Source organism: Streptomyces vulcanius, from assembly GCF_042653945.1.
Classification (GTDB): Bacteria; Actinomycetota; Actinomycetes; order Streptomycetales; family Streptomycetaceae; genus Streptomyces; species Streptomyces mangrovi.
The window spans coordinates 227,588-245,052 of sequence record NZ_JBHSFK010000007.1; the positions used below are offsets into that span (position 1 = coordinate 227,588).

General features: G+C 73.3%; 16 protein-coding genes and 1 tRNA gene. 6 read left to right on the forward strand and 11 right to left on the reverse strand.

Translation table 11 applies throughout. The annotated features are described in order from the left end of the window. Positions 1–17 precede the first annotated feature (17 nt). Positions 18–968: a D-2-hydroxyacid dehydrogenase gene (locus ACFPIH_RS13310; RefSeq protein ID WP_381170350.1), complete on the reverse strand. Its 951-nt coding sequence runs from the start codon at positions 966–968 to the stop codon at positions 18–20. 176 nt (positions 969–1,144) lie between these two features. Between ACFPIH_RS13310 and ACFPIH_RS13315 the strand changes: the two genes are divergently transcribed. Then, on the forward strand, positions 1,145–1,801 hold the full coding sequence (locus tag ACFPIH_RS13315; protein WP_381170352.1) for an aspartate racemase/maleate isomerase family protein: 657 nt from the start codon (positions 1,145–1,147) through the stop codon (positions 1,799–1,801). Positions 1,802–1,897: 96 nt separating this feature from the next. Next, a complete protein-coding gene (locus tag ACFPIH_RS13320; protein WP_381170354.1) occupies positions 1,898–3,001 on the forward strand; it encodes an LLM class flavin-dependent oxidoreductase in 1,104 nt (367 codons plus the stop codon). Here the strand turns inward: ACFPIH_RS13320 and ACFPIH_RS13325 are convergent. After that, complete coding sequence (locus ACFPIH_RS13325; protein ID WP_381170356.1) at positions 2,980–4,881, reverse strand: putative bifunctional diguanylate cyclase/phosphodiesterase; 1,902 nt, start codon at positions 4,879–4,881, stop codon at positions 2,980–2,982. The two genes, ACFPIH_RS13320 and ACFPIH_RS13325, sit on opposite strands and share 22 nt — an antisense overlap. A 373-nt stretch (positions 4,882–5,254) precedes the next feature. Here ACFPIH_RS13325 and ACFPIH_RS13330 point away from each other — a divergent pair, with 373 nt between their 5' ends. Continuing rightward, complete coding sequence (locus tag ACFPIH_RS13330) at positions 5,255–6,514, forward strand: M6 family metalloprotease domain-containing protein (protein ID WP_381170358.1); 1,260 nt, start codon at positions 5,255–5,257, stop codon at positions 6,512–6,514. Positions 6,515–6,602: 88 nt separating this feature from the next. On the opposite strand, the gene ACFPIH_RS13335 is transcribed toward ACFPIH_RS13330, so the two are convergent. From ACFPIH_RS13335 to ACFPIH_RS13365, 7 genes are all read right to left on the reverse strand, one after another. Beyond that, a tRNA-Lys gene (locus ACFPIH_RS13335) sits at positions 6,603–6,676 on the reverse strand. Next, positions 6,667–7,221 carry a hypothetical protein gene (locus tag ACFPIH_RS13340; protein ID WP_381170360.1) on the reverse strand — a complete coding sequence of 185 codons (555 nt, stop codon included), beginning with the start codon at positions 7,219–7,221 and terminating at the stop codon, positions 6,667–6,669. The genes ACFPIH_RS13335 and ACFPIH_RS13340 overlap by 10 nt, the downstream gene beginning before the upstream one ends. Before the next feature lie 113 nt (positions 7,222–7,334). Continuing rightward, positions 7,335–7,712 (reverse strand): hypothetical protein, encoded by a 378-nt coding sequence (locus ACFPIH_RS13345; RefSeq protein ID WP_381170362.1) that lies wholly within the window; start codon positions 7,710–7,712, stop codon positions 7,335–7,337. Between the two features lie 117 nt (positions 7,713–7,829). Then, positions 7,830–9,170, reverse strand: a complete 1,341-nt coding sequence (locus ACFPIH_RS13350) for an AAA domain-containing protein (protein WP_381170730.1) — start codon at positions 9,168–9,170, stop codon at positions 7,830–7,832. Between the two features lie 8 nt (positions 9,171–9,178). Then, positions 9,179–10,768: a hypothetical protein gene (locus ACFPIH_RS13355; RefSeq protein ID WP_381170364.1), complete on the reverse strand. Its 1,590-nt coding sequence runs from the start codon at positions 10,766–10,768 to the stop codon at positions 9,179–9,181. Further along, complete coding sequence (locus ACFPIH_RS13360) at positions 10,759–11,910, reverse strand: hypothetical protein (protein WP_381170366.1); 1,152 nt, start codon at positions 11,908–11,910, stop codon at positions 10,759–10,761. The genes ACFPIH_RS13355 and ACFPIH_RS13360 overlap by 10 nt, the downstream gene beginning before the upstream one ends. Beyond that, positions 11,861–12,814, reverse strand: a complete 954-nt coding sequence (locus tag ACFPIH_RS13365) for a phosphatase PAP2 family protein (protein ID WP_381170368.1) — start codon at positions 12,812–12,814, stop codon at positions 11,861–11,863. The genes ACFPIH_RS13360 and ACFPIH_RS13365 overlap by 50 nt, the downstream gene beginning before the upstream one ends. 266 nt (positions 12,815–13,080) lie before the next feature. On the opposite strand from ACFPIH_RS13365, the gene ACFPIH_RS13370 reads away from it, so the two are divergent. Then, entirely contained in the window at positions 13,081–13,674 is a 594-nt protein-coding gene (locus ACFPIH_RS13370) for a histidine phosphatase family protein (RefSeq protein WP_381170370.1), read from the forward strand. An 86-nt stretch (positions 13,675–13,760) separates the two neighbouring features. Here ACFPIH_RS13370 and ACFPIH_RS13375 read toward each other — a convergent pair whose 3' ends face one another. Continuing rightward, complete coding sequence (locus tag ACFPIH_RS13375; protein ID WP_381170372.1) at positions 13,761–15,224, reverse strand: tetratricopeptide repeat protein; 1,464 nt, start codon at positions 15,222–15,224, stop codon at positions 13,761–13,763. Between the two features lie 266 nt (positions 15,225–15,490). On the opposite strand from ACFPIH_RS13375, the gene ACFPIH_RS13380 reads away from it, so the two are divergent. Both ACFPIH_RS13380 and ACFPIH_RS13385 read left to right on the forward strand, forming a co-directional pair. Next, positions 15,491–15,895 carry a hypothetical protein gene (locus ACFPIH_RS13380; RefSeq protein ID WP_381170374.1) on the forward strand — a complete coding sequence of 135 codons (405 nt, stop codon included), beginning with the start codon at positions 15,491–15,493 and terminating at the stop codon, positions 15,893–15,895. Between the two features lie 33 nt (positions 15,896–15,928). After that, complete coding sequence (locus tag ACFPIH_RS13385) at positions 15,929–16,810, forward strand: spermidine synthase (protein WP_381170376.1); 882 nt, start codon at positions 15,929–15,931, stop codon at positions 16,808–16,810. A gap of 30 nt (positions 16,811–16,840) precedes the next feature. Here ACFPIH_RS13385 and ACFPIH_RS13390 read toward each other — a convergent pair whose 3' ends face one another. Next, complete coding sequence (locus ACFPIH_RS13390; protein WP_381170378.1) at positions 16,841–17,368, reverse strand: hypothetical protein; 528 nt, start codon at positions 17,366–17,368, stop codon at positions 16,841–16,843. Positions 17,369–17,465 lie beyond the last annotated feature (97 nt).

Sequence of the window (17,465 nt, forward strand, 5' to 3'; positions counted from 1 at the left end):
GGGGAATGTGCGAGCCGTCAGCGGCCGGGGACGTATCCGCGCCGCTTGTCGACCACGTTCTTCAGCGGCCGGTCCGCCGCCCACCGCTCGAAGAGGTCCACGAACTGCGCGCCCAGCTCGTCGTGCCGGCCGACCGTGTCACCGCTCATGTGCGGGGACACGATCAGGCCCGGGACCTGCCACAACGGGCTGTCGGGCGGCAGCGGTTCGGTGGCGAGGACGTCCACCGCCGCGCCCGCGATCCAGCGGCTGCGCAACGCCCGTACGAGCGCCTCCTCCACCACCAGGCCGCCGCGCCCGACGTTCACGAAGCGGGCGTTCGGCTGCATCACGCCGAACCGCCGGGTGTCGAACATCCCCCGCGTCTGATCGGTGAGCGGGGCCGCCGCGATCACCCAGTCGGCGCGGGCGAGGAGCCGGTCCAGGTCCTCGGGGCCGTGGATGCCGGTGTGCGGGACCCGGCCGACGACCGCCGGGCTCACGCCGAGCGCCTTGAGGGTGCGGGCGACGGTCCGGCCGACCGGGCCCGAGCCGACGACCACGGCCCGGGTGCCGCGCACCCGCTCGGTCTCCCGGTGCCGCCACTCGCCCCGCTGCTGGTGCCGCCAGGTGCGCGGCAAATCCTTCGCCATCGCCAGGACCAGGGCGGCGACGTACTCGGCGATCGGCTCCTCGAAGATCCCGCGCGCGTTCGTCACCACCGTGTCGGACGCGACCAGCTCCGGGCACAGCAGATGGTCCACGCCCGCGCTCGCCGTGTGCACCCAGCGCGGCCGGGGTCCCTCGCCCGGCCAGGCGGCCCGCACCGCGCGCGAGGTGAAGTCCCACACCAGCAGCACATCGGCCTCGGGCAGCCGCTCGGCGAGCGTCGACGAGTCGGCGTGCAGCACCCGGACCCGCCCGGTGAGACGGCCGAGGCGCGGGAGGGGATCGCCGTCGAGGACGAGGAGCGCGGGAAGGACGGTCATCCGATGCCCTTTCCAGACCCGAAGGGCGCCCTCGCCCCAGATGGGCAACGCTCGCACCCCGGTCCACGGCCGTCAACACATCGGCGCCGCCAACCAGGTGAGGATCGGGGCGGTGGGCTGCTCGATCGGGGTACCCGGGTACTGCCGGAAGAAGAACCGCAGCAGGAAGGCCGGACATGACCGCACTCGGAATCCTCCACCCGGGCCACTCGGCCGACGACGACTACCCGCGCATCGAGCAGCTCCTGGGCAGCGACATCCGGCTGGATCTCGTCCGCGCGGACCTCGCCGACGCCGACGACGACCCCGAGCGGCTGGCGAAGGCCATCGAGCAAACCCGGCTCGCGGGGGCCGAGGCGATCGTCTGGGCCTGCGGCGAGGACGGTTTCGCAGGGGGCTGGGAAGCCGCGCAGGAGCAGGTGCGGGGTCTGGCCACGACCGCCGGAATGCCTGCCTCCGCCACCCATTTCGCCTTTGTGCACGCGGCCCGGGAGATCGGGGTGCGGCGGGTCGCGGTCGCGTCGGCGTACACCCGGGAGGCCGTGGAGTTCCTGACGGCGGGCGGTCTCGAGGTCGTGGGCTCCACGCCTTCCGGCAAGGACCCGTTCGCGCTCGCCCGCGCCGCCGACAGCCCCGACGCCGAGGCGGTCCTGCTGACCGACCCCGCGCTCCACACGGTCGCCGACCTGCCCGGCCTGGAGCGGGAGCTGGGCAAGCCGGTCCTCACCGCGCCCCAGGTCACCGTCTGGGAGGCGCTGCGGCTCACCGACCGGAGGGTGAACGCGCCTGGCCTCGGGGCGTTGTTCACCCGGGAGCCGATCGTGCAGGCCTAGGAGCGGACGAGGGACGGGACAGCGGCGGGAATAAACGGGGACTCCCTCCTGTTACGGCGTGCTGGACACCGTAAGCCAGAGAAGCAGGAGGACCCCGTGGCGGCAGACGAGAGCGCACCGGACGAGATCCGCGGCACCGCACACGGCACCGCCCCCACCCCCCTGTCCGTCCTCGACCTGGTCACGGTCGGCTCGGGGCGGACCGCCACGGACGCTCTTCGAACCAGCGTCGACCTCGCCCGGTTCACGGAGTCGCGCGGCTTCCACCGCTACTGGGTCGCCGAACACCACTCGATGCCGGGCGTCGCCTCCTCCTCGCCCGCGGTGATCCTCGCCCACCTCGCCGCCCACACCGACCGCATCCGGCTCGGCTCGGGCGGCGTCATGCTGCCCAACCACGCGCCGCTGGTCATCGCCGAGCAGTTCGGCACCCTGGAGGCGTTCGCGCCGGGCCGGATCGACCTCGGCCTCGGCCGCGCACCGGGCACGGACGGAGCCACGGCCGCCGCCCTGCGCCGTACCGACAACCCGCACGAGGGCGCCGACGACTTCCCCGAGCAGCTCGCCGAGCTCACCCGCTTCCTGGACGACGACTTCCCCGACGGCCACCCCTACCGCCGCATCCACGCCGTGCCGGGACCGGTGCAGGCGACCGCGCCCGGCGGTGTGCAGTCCCGGCACCGCCCGCCGGTCTGGCTGCTCGGCTCCTCCGGTTTCAGCGCCCGCCTCGCCGGTCTGCTCGGGCTGCCGTTCGCCTTCGCGCACCACTTCTCCGCGCAGAACACCGTCCCGGCCCTCGACCTGTACCGGGAGTCCTTCCGGCCGTCCGAGGCGCTCGCCCAGCCCTACGCCCTGATCGGTGTCTCGGTGCTCGCCACCGACGACGAGCGCGAGGCCCGGCGGCAGACGCGGGCGATGGGACTGAACATGGTCCGGCTGCGCACCGGCCGCCCGGGACTGTTCCCGTCCCCCGAGGAGGCGGAGGCACACGTCTTCAGCGAGCTGGAGCGGGAGTTCGTCGGCTCCTGGACGACGAACATCATCCACGGCAGCGCCGACGAGGTCCGCACCGGCCTCGACGACCTGCACAAGCGCACCGGCGCCGACGAGCTGATGCTCACCAGTCACGCCCACCGGGGCGAACTGCGCCTGCGCTCCTATGAGTTGGTCGCGGACGCCTACGGGTTGCCCACGGCGTAGGACGCCGTGTTCATCAGCTCGGAGATACGATCCGGCGGCACCGGACGGGAGTACAGCCACCCCTGACCGGTGTCGCAGCCGATGCGGCGCAGCCGGGTCGCCTGCGCCGCCGTCTCCACGCACTCGGCGGTGACGGTCAGCCCCAGCCGGTGCGCGAGGTCGATCATCGCCTCGACGACGACCTCGTCCGCCGGGTTGGGCGCGGCGCCCGTCCCCTCGTACTGGAAACCGCGCACGAACGACCCGTCCAGCTTCAGCACGGACACCGGCAGCCTGCTGAGGTAGGCGAGGTTGGAGTAGCCGGTGCCGAAGTCGTCGATGGCGATGTGCACGCCCATGTCGCTCAGCGCCTGGAGCGCCTGGAGCGGCCGGCCCGCCGAGCCCATGACGGCCGACTCGGTCAGCTCCAGCTGGAGCAGATGCGGCGGCAGCCCGGTCTCCGCGAGGATCTCCGCGACGTCCGCCACCAGGTCGGAGTCCCACACCTGACGGACCGCCACGTTGACGCTGACGAACAGCGGCGGCTCGTCCGGGCGGTCCAGCTGCCACCGCCGGGCCTGCCGGCACGCGGTGGCCAGAACCCATCGCCCGAGCGGGACGATCGAACCGTCCTCCTCGGCCAGTGCGACGAACCGATTCGGCGGAAGCATTCCGAACCGGGGGTGGTCCCAGCGCACCAGCGCCTCCACCCCGCGCAGCCGCCCGTCCGCCATGCCCACCAGCGGCTGGTACTCGAGGCGGAACTCACCGCGCTCGATGGCCGGCCGCAGCGTGGAGGCGAGGGCCTGGCGGGTCATCAGATGCGCGTTGCGCTCCGGGTCGAACAGCGTCCAGCGGTCCTTGCCGTCCACCTTCGCCCAGTACAGCGTGGTGTCGGCGGCCTGCATCAGACCCGTCGCCGTGGTCCCGGCCGCGTGCCGCTCGACGACCCCGATCGACGCGGAGACGTTCATCCGCTGCCCGGCCAGGTCGAACGGCGGCTGAAGCGCCTTGAGGACGGACTCGGCGAGATCGGCGAGCTGCTCCGTCCCCGTCGAGTCCTCCACCAGAAGCGCGAACTCGTCCCCGCCCAGCCGGGCCACCAGTGGTTCGCTCGGCCGGCTGCGCCCGGCGTCCCGCGCGCACGCCTCCAGCCGCTCCGCCACGGCGGCGAGCAGCTGGTCGCCGACGCGGTGACCGAGGGTGTCGTTGACCGCCTTGAAGCCGTCCAGGTCCAGATAGCACAGGCCGATCCGGCCGGTTCCGCTCTGTTCGTACGACTCCGCCTCCAGCGCGGCCGACACCCGCTCGAAGAACAGGGTGCGGTTGGGCAGCCGGGTCACCGGGTCGTGCATCTGGAGGTGACGCAGCCGGGCCTGGAGGTCGTGACGGGCGCTGATGTCGGCCACCGACAGCAGGACGCCGGGGGTGCCGTCGTCGAGCGGGGAGACCGTGACCTGCGCCCAGAGCGAGCGGCCGTCGGGGTGCTTGAGGCGCCGGGTGCAGCGCAGTTTCGCCTGCCGGCCGCGCAGCACCTCGCGGTAGGCGTGCCAGGTACGGGCGTCGGAGGCCAGGTCCAGCAGATCGGCGGCGACCCGCCCGACCAGGCTCGTTCCCTCGCCGCCGAGCAGTTCACCCAGCGCCTGGTTGGCGTCCGCGACCTGGCCCTCACGGTCGACGAGGGCCATCGCGAGGGGCGCGGCGGCGAACACGGCGCGGTAGGGCGGCGGGTCGGTCTCGCCCGGCCCCTGCGCCTCTCTCGAACCCTCTGCCTCTCCAGGCCCTTCCGTCGGACCCTCCGCGCGGAAATTGGTACAAATAGCTGCCTGACTGTCACATTCCGTGACGGCGGACCGGTCGAGGTCTGCCGCGGGCGTCGGCCCTTGGGACGTTCCGCTCACCGCTCGCTCCCGCAGTGCACTCGATCGCTGTCCTGGCAGGAAAGTGTGCCGATCATAGAGGCTGCCCCCGGACTTGCGCAGCCACTGCCCAGTGTCCCCGAACACCCCACCCTTCTGACAGATCGTTTCTGCCCGCAGCTGGACCGCTTCTGCGGGCGGGCGACCGCTTGTGACGTTCCGTGAGAATTCCGGGGGTGTCGAGATTGATGCCCGCTTTCCCCGGCCTCACTCTTCCGGTGCAGGCAAACAGGGCGTAGTACGACAAACTCCACCAGGCTGGGTGGCGGTGTCCCGTGAACCGCCCCGCCGCCCGCTCCGGAGGTCTGACGTGCCGCGACTGTCGCGACCGCTGAGATTGCCGCAATTGCCGAGCATGTTCCCGCGACCCCGACTGCGCAGCACCGCGGCCGTGTTCACCACCCTCTCGGCACTCGCCGCGACCTCCCTGGCCACCGGCCCCTCCGTCGCCGAACCCTTCGCCACCGCGCCCTGCGCCCTGCGGCGCACCGACGCCCACCACTCCGAGGGCCTCGACACCTGGAACGCCGCCTACCCCCGCCCCGCCCGCACCCTCGACGCGGTGATGGTCTTCCTGTCCTTCCCGGACTGGCCCCCGCTGACCTCACCCGCCGAACTCGCCGCCGACCACTTCCCCGCCACCAGCCGCTTCTTCCAGCGGGCCTCCTACGACCGGTTCACGCTCAACGCGTACCCGCTGGAGCGCTGGGTCCCCATGCCGAAGCCGTCCACCGCGTACGCCATACAGCGCGACTGGGACGCCGGGCACCGGGCCGCCTACCTGCGCGACGCGCTCGCCGCCGCCGACAGCCAGGTCGACTTCTCCCGCTACGACGTCGTCTACTTCGTCGCCGACCCGGACGCGCCCGGCGTCGACTCGGACGCCACGAAGGTCGTCAACCTGGACGTGCCGCTGCACGCCGACGGCACGGACATCCGCCGCGTCGTCACGGTCTTCGAGAAACACCCCCCGGACCGGCTGGTCCTGGCCCACGAGACCGGCCATGTCTTCGACCTCCCCGACCTCTACCACCGCCCGGTCGACGGCAAGGGCGACTGGGACACCTATGTCGGCGACTGGGACCTGATGGGCAGCCAGTTCGGCCTCGCCCCGGACCTCTTCGGCTGGCACAAGTGGAAGCTGGGCTGGCTGGAACCCCGCCAGGTGGTGTGCGTACGGGGTCCGGGACCGACCCGGCTCACCCTGGAACCCCTCGGTGCCGGGCCGGGCGTGCCGGTCATCCGCGACTCCGGCTCCCCGGCCTTCGGCCTCGGCGACGGCACCAAGCTCGCCGTCGTCCGCACCGGCGCCGACACCGCCCTCGCCTTCGAGGCCCGCGGGCCCGTCGGCAACGACGCCGCCGCCTGCCGCTCCGGCATCCTCGTCTACCGCGTCAGCGGCGCCGCGGTCTCCGGCCGGGGTCCGGTCGAGGTGATCGACGCCCACCCCCGCACGGATGCCTGCTGGGAATCCTCCGTCTACCCGCCCCTCGCCGACGCCCCGGTCGCCCTCGGCGAGACCTTCACGGTCCCCGAGAACGGCGTCCGCGTGCAGGCCGAAAACCGTACGGCCTCCGGCGCGTGGACGATCGAGATCACACCGGGGAGGCTGTGAGGTGCCGGGGACGCGAGGTGCCGGGGGCATGAGGTGCCCGGGGGCATGCGAAAGGCCCTCCGCTTCCGCGAAGGGCCTCTGCTGTCGGTGCGCCGCCAGGGACTCGAACCCCGGACCCGCTGATTAAGAGTCAGCTGCTCTAACCAACTGAGCTAGCGGCGCCTGCTGACGTCGTAGACCTTAGCATCCTGGTCGGCCAGGGGAAGAATCGGTATCCGCAGGGCCGCCCGGGCGGCCCGCACGGCCGCCCAGAGCAGGATTTCCGGGCCCGGCAGCCACGGGTGGCGGGTGTCCGGGGCGACCATCCAGCGGGTGGAGCCGTTCTCCGGGTCGGGCGTGAGCGCGGGCACGGTCACCGCGTCTCCCGTGCCGTGGCACAGCAGTGGCGGCACGGATCCCGTACGGCTGTCCCGCCGGCCCCGGGCGCCCCACTCCTCCCACTCCAGCAGTGACGGCAGCCGCTGGGCGGTGCCCGGCGCCGCGAACAGCAGCAACCGCCCCCGGAACGCGGCCACCGGACCGCACCCCGGCCCCTCCGCCCACAGCCGGTCGAGCATCAGCCGCCCGAACATCGCCGGCGCGCTGACGACGTCGAACACGGAGCCGCAGGGCAGCACGACCGGGCCGTGCGGACGCTCGCTGCGCGGATACGTTCCGGCGGAGGCCAGCCACGCGGCGCCGTCCGCGGTGACACATGCGCTGCTCATGCCGTACAGCTATACCGGCCGTGAGGGGGCGATTCCACAGAGTCGCGGAAAATCGGGACAAGCGGGTAGCGGGGCAGGTATCTTGCCCGCCCGGCATATGCCAGCAGCAGCGGTCAGACCGGGTCGACGTGCCCCCGGCCCTCCATGTTCTCGCGGTCCCCGCGCAGCAGATCCCGCCCGAACTCCACCATCTTCTTGGCGTAGTCCTCGGTCCACTCGGCCCGCGCGGCGATGTCCGCCGGCGTCAGCCGGTCGAACCGGCGCGGATCGGCGAGCTGGGCCGCCGCCATCGCCTGGAACTCCACCGCCCGGTCGGCCGCCGTCCGGAACGCGACCGTCAGCTCCGTCGCCCGCGACAGCAGCGCGGCCGGGTCGTCGATCGACTCCAGGTCGAAGAAGTGCTCCGGATCCCCGGCCGCCTCCGCCGGCTCGAAGAGCAGGGGCGCGGGGCGTAGCCGCGGTTCGTTCCGACGCGGCGTGGGCTCCGCCATGTCTTGTCCTCCTCGTACGGTTCGGATGCGGACCACCTTCCATTGTCCCCTGGTCGCGCAAGAAGCACTCCGCCCGGCGGGAGCGGGGTGGCGGCGTTTTTTGCCGGGCGGGTGCTCTCAAGGTCTCCAGGGCACCCGGTGCTCCGTGAGCTGGGCCAGTACCGCGTGGTTGGCCTCCCAGCCGTCGGGGAACTTCACGAGGGTGCCCAGCTGGACCGGTTCGGTCGACGGGTAGTCGTCCAGGAGGTCTCCGACGCCCGCGCGGCACACCACCACGCACGCGTGCCGGTGCCGGGAGGCGAGGACGCACAGGCGGCCCGTCTCCAGGTGGAAGGCGGTGGCGTCGGGGCGGCCGGAGAGCGGGTGGAGGATCACCGTGACGTCGAACTCCATGCCCTGCAGCCGGTTCGCTGTGTCCACGGTCACCTCCGCCACGCCCAGGTCCGCGAGCGCCGCCCGTACCGCCGCCGCCTGGTCACGGTGCGCGGTGCCGACGGCGATCCGGTCGGCGGTGAGGGAGGTGGGGTCCGGGGAGCGTTCCGATGTCGCCACACCACCCCGGTCCAGCAGGCGCCGTACGACGGTGGCGACCGCCCGTACCGCCTCCGGGTCGGTGCGGGGCGTGTGCCGCGCGGGCAGCTCCAGCAGGCCCCAGCCCGACTCCGCCGCCTCGTCGATCACCCGGTCGGGCCCGGAGCCGTCCGAGGGCACGCCGAAGGAGAGACCGCGGTCGCCGTGGTCCGTGCCGCTGCGGAACGGCGTGTACGGGTAGAAGGCGGCGGAGACCAGCGGGGCCGCGGAGGCAGGGAGACGCCAGGAGACCGGCAGCCGGTGCTGGGGCAGGTCAGGGTTGTGCGCCAGCAGGGTGGTCACGGCGGAGGCCGAGGGGTCGTACGACAGCCCCGCCCACTGCTCGCTGCCCACGATCGCGAACGGGTCCAGCTGCCCCGGGTCGCCCACGAACAGCGCCCGCTCGAACAGCCCGGCCACCGCCAGCAGCCCGTCCGAGCGCATCTGGTACGCCTCGTCCACGATCGCGTGCCGCCACGGCTCGTCGACCTTGACGTGTGCCCACTTGGCGGCTGTGGAGATCACGACCGGCAGCCCGGCCAGCTCACCCGCCTTCGCCGACTTCCGTACGTTCGGCAGCGACTCCAGCGCCTTGTCGTACGGGTCGGCGTCACTGCTGTGCAGCCGCCCCACCGGCAGCTCGGGGTTCTTCTCGGCGAGCCGCAGCACCAGGTCGTCGACCTGCGCGTTGGTCTGCGCGACCACCATCAACGAGCGCCCCGCCTCGGCGAGTTCGAGCGCCGCGCGGACCACGAGCGTGGACTTCCCGGCGCCCGGCGGCGAGTCCACGACCACCCCGCGCGCGGTGCCGTGCAGGGTGTCGCGCAGGATCGCGTCGGTGGCGCGGGTCGCGGCGGTGCCGGGGTCGAAGACGGCCTCGGCCGACACAGGGGGTGTCACAGCAGATCCTCCTGGGTGACGGAGTCGGGGGCTTCGGGCACCTGCTCGCCGGGCGGGCCACCGTGCGTCCACGGCGTCTCCTCCGGGTCGGGCAGCTTCGCGCCGCCGCGCTGCTCGTGCTCGAAGAGCGTGAAGCACAGCCGGTCGCCCTTCTCGGGCACGGACCCGGCCTCCGGCTCCTTGCCACGGCCCATCCTGTCGACGATCCGCAGCACCAGCACCCCCTCCGCCGCCTGCTCCACGAACTCCGCCGCCTGCGGCTTCCCGCCCAGCGACCGGTACGCCTTCGCCCGCTCCGCGAGCTGCGGCCGGTCGTCCGTCCGTACGGTGACCAGCGGGCGCGGGCTCGGCCGCTTGCTCTCGCTGTACGCCATGACCACGTCGATGACCTCGCCCGCGAACGCCTCCCCGGCCAGCCGCCGCCCCGCCATCACCAGCGGGTCGTCCAGCGCCTCCTGGGCCTCGAGCCGGGCCTGTTCACGCTCGCGCGTGGCCAGCTTGTTGGCCGCCGTCACCGCGTCGTCACGGCGCGGCTGCGGCGGCTCGCCCGCCGTCACCCGGTCCCGGTGGCCGGTGAACGACCAGCGGTCGCGTGTCCACCGCTCCTCGACATGCGCGCCCTCGGGCAGCTCCCGCAGCAGGTCCAGGCCCCGCCACACCGCCTGCCAGGTCGGCAGGGTGCGGCTGCGCACCAGCTCGTGGACCTCCCGCTCGGCGGCCGTCAGCGCGCCCAGCCGGTCGTCGGCCTCCAGGCCGTCCTCGGCGGCGGCCAGGGCGGTACGCGCGCGGTCGTAGCGCTCGATGGCGGGGGCGAGCAGCTTGTTGTCGAACGCCGGGTCGGTCGCCGGACCGGCCGGCGGGCACCGCAACTGGCCGTCCGCGTCCCGGGCCAGCTCCGCCCACTGCGCCGCGCGGACGCCGCTCTCGCCCTCCGGCGGGTCGAGCCAGGCGAGCAGCGCCCCCAGGTGCTGGTCCTCCAGGCTGGACTGCCCGGTCGCCCAGTGCCGGCCCAGCACCTCCGTCAGCGCGAGCAGCAGCGACGACCCGGGGACACGCGCCCGCTCCCCGAAGTGCGTCAGCCACCGGCCCAGCAGCGGCACATGTGGGGGAGCGGGATGCGGCGACTCCGGGTCCTGCTCCGCCGTACGCCGGAAGCGCGTGGAGCGGCCCAGCAGACGGACGTAGTCGACGCCCGCGCGGCTCGGGACGATCAGCTGGGGCGCGTCGGCGCACAGCTCGACCTCGACCTTGACGCGCTTGCCGGTCTCCGGATCGGTCTCGTTGCGCTCGGCGGCCTCCACGGCGTCCGCGTAGGAGTCGATGTACGGCAGGACCACATCGGCCAGTTCGGCCAGGAACGCGAACCTCAGGTCGCGGTCGCGCGGCTGCGGTACGGCCAGCAGGCGCGGTGTGTCCCGGTCGGTGCCGACCAGTGCGCCGAGCGGGGCGCCCGCCTCACCGGCGGTGGTCAGCGGCACGAAGACCAGCGGGCGGTCGGAGAGATGCCGGTGCCGGACGGTGGCGGTGGGCTGCGCGCGGCCGGAGTTGACGGCCTCGAGACGGGCGAGGGTGGCGATCAGCGACACATCGCCCCCAGGGCGGGGAGAGTGCCGGCGTCGTGGAGCGCCTCGGCGCGCAGCCGCGCGGCCCGGCGCAGGGCGGCGACCGCCGGATCGTCGGGGTCTCCGGCCGTCCCGTTCGCGGCGGCCAGGACGTCCTCGACCGTGGTCAGCGCGCCGAGGTCGGCGCGGACCGAGCGGCCCAGAGTGGTCACCGCGCCGGCCGCGCGGGAGCGGTCCCGGCAGTGGAACGCCAGCTCGCACGCGGCCAGGCACTCGGGCGCGTACGTCGCCGCGACGGACTCCACGGCCGCCGTGAGCTGCTCGGCGGGCAGCTCGGGGGAGAAGCAGGTGCCCTCGGGGAGGGCGTCGGCGATGTCCTGGATGCGGGTGAGGCGGGCCAGCTGGCGGCTGGTGACCGCGCGCTGCTTGCGGACGTCCACGGCGGACGCGGTGGGCAGGTTGGAGAAGTCCTTGGGGCAGACCAGGAGCACGCGGTGGCGGACCTTCGGCGGTGGGTCGAGCCGGGCGGCGACCTCTTCGAGGGCGAGGACGTAGACCGCGGCCTGGCGGGCCGCCGCGCCGACCTTCGCCGGGTCCGCCGAACCGTCCAGCATCGGGAAGGACTTGATCTCCACGACCGTCCACCCGCCGTCCGGGTGCACCACCACCGCGTCCGGCTCCAGGAACGCCGGGGAGCCGGCGACCTCGAGGGCCAGCATCGGGTGGTCGAGCAGCGTCCAGGTGCCGAGGGCCTGCTCGGTGGCCTCGCGCAGCGCCAGCGCCGTACGCGCCGTGCGGCCTTCGGGGCCGGACGCGGTCAGGTCGGGGAGGCTCGCGGAGACGGGCGGCTCGGCGCGCGGGTCCAGTCTCTCGTGCACCAGCCGCAGCAGCTCCGCGCCGCCGTCCGCCTTCACCTTCGCCTCGAACGCGTTGCCGCGGGTCAGGGCGAACTGGGACTGTCCGAAGGCCGACGGGGAGCCCAGCGCACCGGCCAGCGCCGCCTTGTTCACCCCGGCGCCGTCGAGGATCGCACGCCGCTTGCAGCCCGGGTTCGCGGCGAGCGCCGCGAGGGCACGGGCGTCCAGCGCCTTGGCCGGTACGTCGGGGCCGCGCAGGTCAGCGAGCCGCTGCCGGAGCGCCGTCCCCCGCGTCCGAGGGGGAGGCACCCGGTTCGGTTCCCGCTCCGAACCGTGACTCGCGCTGCCGTGGAATTCGTTCACCCGTCGAAGTCTGGCATCCGCCACTGACAATCGAGGCGGTTGCGCCACGAGAGGCGCCCGGGGCGAAGACGAACCGCGCCGCGAACGCCACCCGGAACCGGTCCGCCGCGCGCATCACGAGCGGCGCGAGAAGCAGACCCACGCCCATCACGGCGGCACCCGCGACCGCGTCCAGGAAGTAGTGGTTCGCGGTGCCCATGACCACGATCGTCGTCAGCAGCGGGTAGAGCACGGCGGCCACCTTCGTCAGCCGGGTGCCACCGTGCCGCCACAGCACGACACCGCACCACAGGGCCCAGCCCACGTGCAGACTCGGCATCGCCGCGTACTGGTTGGTCATACCGCCCAGCCCGCGCGGCGCGCTCGCCTGGCCGCCCCACCAGCCGTACGAGCTGTACTGCGCCATCGTGTCCACGAAGCCGTGCCCGTCCGCCAGCAGACGGGGCGGGCAGGTGGGCATCAGCGTGAATCCGATGAGACCTATGAAGGTCGATGTCATCAGCCAGGTGCGGGCCGCCCTGTACTGCACGGCGCGGGAGCGGAACAGCCAGATCAGGATCGCGGGCGTGACCACGTAGTGCAGCGACGCGTACCAGAAGTCGGCCGGGACGCCGAGCCACACCTCGCGCGTGAACAGCCGGTTCAGCGGGTGCTCGGCGTTGATGTGGAGGAACTTCTCGATCCGCAGGATCGTCAGCCCGTGGTCGACTGCCGTCGAGACGTCACCCCGCGCGAGCAGCCGGCCCGCCGAGTAGCAGGCGTACACCAGCAGGATCAGTGGCAGCTCCGTCCACCAGCGCAGCCGCGTCCGCGGGGCCGCCTCGGTGCCAGGTGTCTCGGTCTGCGGCATCCGATCCTCCCCCTTCTTCTCGCTCTTGAACGCTCTCGACGCTCTTGGTGCTCTCGGTGCTCTTGATCGCTTTTGTCGCTGCGGCGCCGATGGCGCGGGACGTGCCACTTTACGGCGGACTCGGACGCCTGCTCGGAGTGCCCCCGGCCCTCAAAGACGCCGAGATCGCCCGGCGGGTTGCCCCACTTCAGGGTGAGCGATGATGGAAGGGCCCCGCCTCCGATTTCTCCCCTGTCTCGGTCAGGGTTTCCCCGGAAAGGTCCCCCATGGCACCGCGCATCCTGCTGGCCCGGCACGGACAGACGGAGTGGTCACTGTCCGGCAAGCACACCGGCAGGACCGACGTGCCCCTCCTGGACGAGGGCCGCCGCGGCGGCAAACTGCTCGGCGAGCGACTGCACCGCGCGCCCTTCGACGGCCTCCCGGACGTGGAGATACGGACCAGCCCCCTCGCACGCGCGCGTGAGACCTGCGAACTCGCCGGCTTCGGCGACCGGGCCACCCCCTGGGACACGCTGATGGAGTGGGACTACGGCGCGTACGAGGGCCTGACCCCCGCCGACATCCAGGCGATCCGCCCCGGCTGGCTCATCTGGCGCGACGGCGTCCCCGAGGGCGAGACCCTCGCCGAGATCACCGCCCGCGCGGACGAGATCGTCGCCTGGGCCCACTCCGCCGACCGAGACGTCCTGATCTTCGCCCACGGCCACATCCTCCGCTCGATAGCCGCCCGCTGGCTGGCCCTCCCCCTGGACTTCGCCTCCCGCATCCGCCTGAACCCGACCTCCCTGTCAACCCTGAGCTGGGCCTACGGCGAACCGGCGATCGAGAACTGGAACGACGTGGGCCACCTCATGTAGTCCGCCGGCTGCGGCCCGTCGTGGGCTGGTCGCGCAGTTCCCCGCGCCCCTGAAGACCTTTTGGCTGCGCCCACCCCGGGCACGCTCTACACACCCCGAGGCGAAGACGCGTGCCGCTCCAGGAACGCCGAAACCCCGCCCGCCCGCCGATGCGGCAGCAGCACCCGGGCAGTCCCCGCCAACATCCCCTGCACCCGGGAAGACTGCACCTGGTCCAGAAGATCCAACACCCGCAACCCCGCCACAGCCGCCTCGTCCGGCCGCCCACCCCGAGCCAGATCATCCGCGAGCTCGGCCGTGTACAGCGCGATGTTCCGAGTGAAGTGCGGATCCTGCAGCTCGGCCGCCCGCCCCGCATGCCGCGCCGCCCGCTGCCAGTCCCCCAGCGTGGACCAGCACTGCGCCTCCAGCCCCTCCAACTCGGCCTCGCCGTAGAAGCTCATCCACTCGGGATCGGCGTCCGAGCCCCCGCGCACGTACAAGGCGTGCGCACGCGCGAGTGCCTGTTCGCAGCCCGCGCGGTCGGCGAGCCCCGCCCAGCCCCCCGCCTCCCGCAACGCCAGCAACGACATCAGCCGGTGCGACCCGAGCGGCCGCGCGACCCGCTGCGCGGCCTGCGCGGCGCGCACCGCCTCGCGGGGGCGCCCGGCGTCGCGCGCGAGGAACGCGGTATTGCAGAAGGCGTGCGCCTCCAGCGCATGGTCCCCGGTCACCCGGGCCGTCGCCAGCGCCTCCGCGTAGTGGGAGCGGGCGTCGTCGAAGCGGCCCGAGTCGTGTGCCAGCCAGCCCACGGAGATCGCGAGTTCCCCGGCGCCCGAGTGCAGCCGGTCGACGGTGGTCTGCCGGGTCGTACCGGCGTCAAGGAGCGCGTAGGCCGCACGCAGCGGCGCGGCGGCGCGCCGGTAGAGGCCGTCGGCGCCGTGCCGGTCGTCCAGCAGCCGGATCCTGCGGACCGCTTCTTCGAGGGCGCCCGCCTCGCTCGCCCCGACGCGGCGCACGGGGCGTTCCGCCGCCGCGGCGCCGGTGGTGAGCCCCAGGGGGCCCAGCGAGGCGGCGGCGGCCACGGTGGCGCCTCCGCCGGAAATGAATGCGCGACGCAGCACGTCGCTCTCCTCGTGGTTGTGGTGCGTGTCGTACGGGTTCTGCGTGTCATACGGCTCGTGCGCCCCGCGCGTCTCACCCGCCCCCTGCGTCGCACCGGTGGTGCGCGCGGGGTTCGTGGTGTGCACGCGGGGTGCGTCCTCGGCGGCGCGCGCCCCACGTCCACGTACGGACGCGCGGGGCGCGAACCCCAGGTCGATGAGCGTGCGGCCGGGGAACATGTGCAGGAACACCCGCTCGTACGCGTAGTTGGGGCAGCGGATCTCTCCCGCCTCGACCCGCCCGATGTAGCGCGCGTCACAGCTGACCCGCTCGCCGATCTCGCGCGCGGCACGCCGTACCAGCGCGGCGAACTCGGCAGGCGAGCGCTGTCCACGCAGATGCCGGAAGGCGAGGTTGGGCCGTGGTGGCCGGTTGGGCCGGGGTGGGGTCACCGTTGACGACGCCATGGCCGGGTCCTCTCGTGCGAACCGTCGAACCATGCCGGGATCGGGGCGACTCAACCGATTTTCCGAGGTGATCACCCTGATGTCCGGCGGCAAGAACGTACCTGTTGCCGTCGGGCCGCCATGCGGTGTTTGGCTACAAACCGGATATCTCATCCGGGATCTGCCATGAACTGCCATCCTTTGCGGCGGACTTCCGCCGTAGCCGTTGACGGCGTGACGCGTTGAATGCTTCGGACTACAGGGCGGGCTGCGCGGTGGAGGCCGGAATGGGGACCAGCCAGAGCAACGTTCCTTCTACACCGTGGGTGACGGCCCTGCCGTCGGCTGCGGGGTGCGACCTCGTGACGGTGCCGACCCGGCAGGGGCTGGAGGCCGTCGACATCCTGCGCCGGGGCGCCGGGGACGCGGTGGGCCCCGTCCTGCACGACGACGGGCACGGCACGCTCGGCTTCGTCGTGCCGCCGGGCACCGCGGCGGCCTGGGACGTACCCGGGAGCGTCTGTACGGAGACCGACGGGCGGGGACTGAGACTCGTCCCCGAGCCGCCGGCCGGGGGCTCGGACTGGCTCGTGCCGCCCGGCGAGGCCGACCTCGCGACGGATCCGGCGGTGCTGCGGCGCGCGCTGGGCGAGGCGGCCCGGATGATCGAGGCGGCGGACAGCTGCCAGTAGTGAGGTGGTGAAGCCGCCTGCGAAGATGCCTCCATGGCAAAGTCGGCAAAGTCCCGGAGCAGTCGGCGCGAGCGGAACGCCGACGCCGCAGACGTCGTGGAGACCGTCGACGGCGGGCTCGCGCAGCTGCTGCCCGACCGGGACCGGGCGCGGGCCTGGACGCTGCTGATCGACGGCGCCCCGCAGTCGCACGTCGACCTCGACGACCCGGCGTACCTCTCCTTCGAGTACCAGCGCCGCCTCGGCCATGTCGTCGACCTCGTCGCCCCGCCCGGCCGGCCGATCCACGCCGTGCACCTCGGGGGAGGCGCCTTCACCCTCACCCGGTACGTCGCCGCCACCCGCGCCCGCTCCACCCAGCAGGTCGTCGAGCGGGACGCGGCCCTCGTCCAACTGGTACGCCGCGAGCTGCCGCTCGACCCGGGCGCCAGGATCCGAGTCCGGTCCATGGACGCGCGGGAGGGCCTCGGCAAGGTGCCCGACGGCTGGGCCGACCTCGTGATCGCCGATGTGTTCAGCGGCGCCCGGACCCCCGCCCACCTCACCTCGACCGAGTTCCTCGACGAGGTCCGCAGGGCGCTGAAGCCGGGCGGCTGCTACGCGGCCAACGTCGCCGACGGCCCGCCGCTCTCCCACCTGCGCGGCCAGATCGCCACCGCCGCCGCCCGCTTCGCCGAACTCGCGCTGGTCGCCGACCCGACGGTGCTGCGGGGGAAACGCTTCGGCAACGCCGTCCTCGTCGCCTCCGACCTGCCGCTGCCCCTCGCCGAACTGACCCGCCGGGCGGCCTCCGACCCACACCCCGGCCGGGTCGAGCACGGCAGGACGCTGACCGACTTCACGGGTGGCGCGACACCGGTCGCGGACGCGTCGGCGGTGGCGTCACCGGCACCTCCGCCTTCGGTCTTCCGGTAGTAGCCAGCCGTCCTCAGTAGCCAGCCGTCCTCAGTAGTTCTGTACGTCGACCCGGGGCGGGCCGTCGTGCCAGGTGCAGAAGACCGTCACCCGGTCCGCGCCCGAGGCGAAGTCCACCCGGATCCACGACTCCGTCTTCCACACCTGCACCGACCAGCCCGTGCCCGGCGTGGCGGACACGAGGGTCGCGTACGACTCCGCGAGGTCGAGGACGACCCGGCCGCCGTCGGTGTCGTAGCTCCTGACCGTGCTCCTGACCGTGCTCGTGACCGTGCCGGAGGGGGTGGGAGAGACAGGGGTGACGGGCGTGCGGCTCCTGGAGGCCGTGGGGGACGGCGGCGGGGCCGGAGTCGACGACGGCGACGGGCTGCCGCTCGGCGGAGGCGGTGTCCCGGTCTCCGGCGTGGCCGAGCCGGTCTCACTCACCGTCAGCGGAAGGGCGCGCGGAGGGTCGTAGACGGTGCCCGCCATGACCGTGTGGACGCCCCACCACGACAGCGTGACCGCCGCGCCGGTGGCGAGCGACCAGGCCAGTACGTGTAGGAGTGCGCTCCGCATAGCGCGTCATCCTGCCGCACCCGCCCCGCGGATGTCCCCCTGCGGGGGTACCGGTTGTCCACAGACGGGGAGTTGTCCACAGGCCCCGACCGGGCTC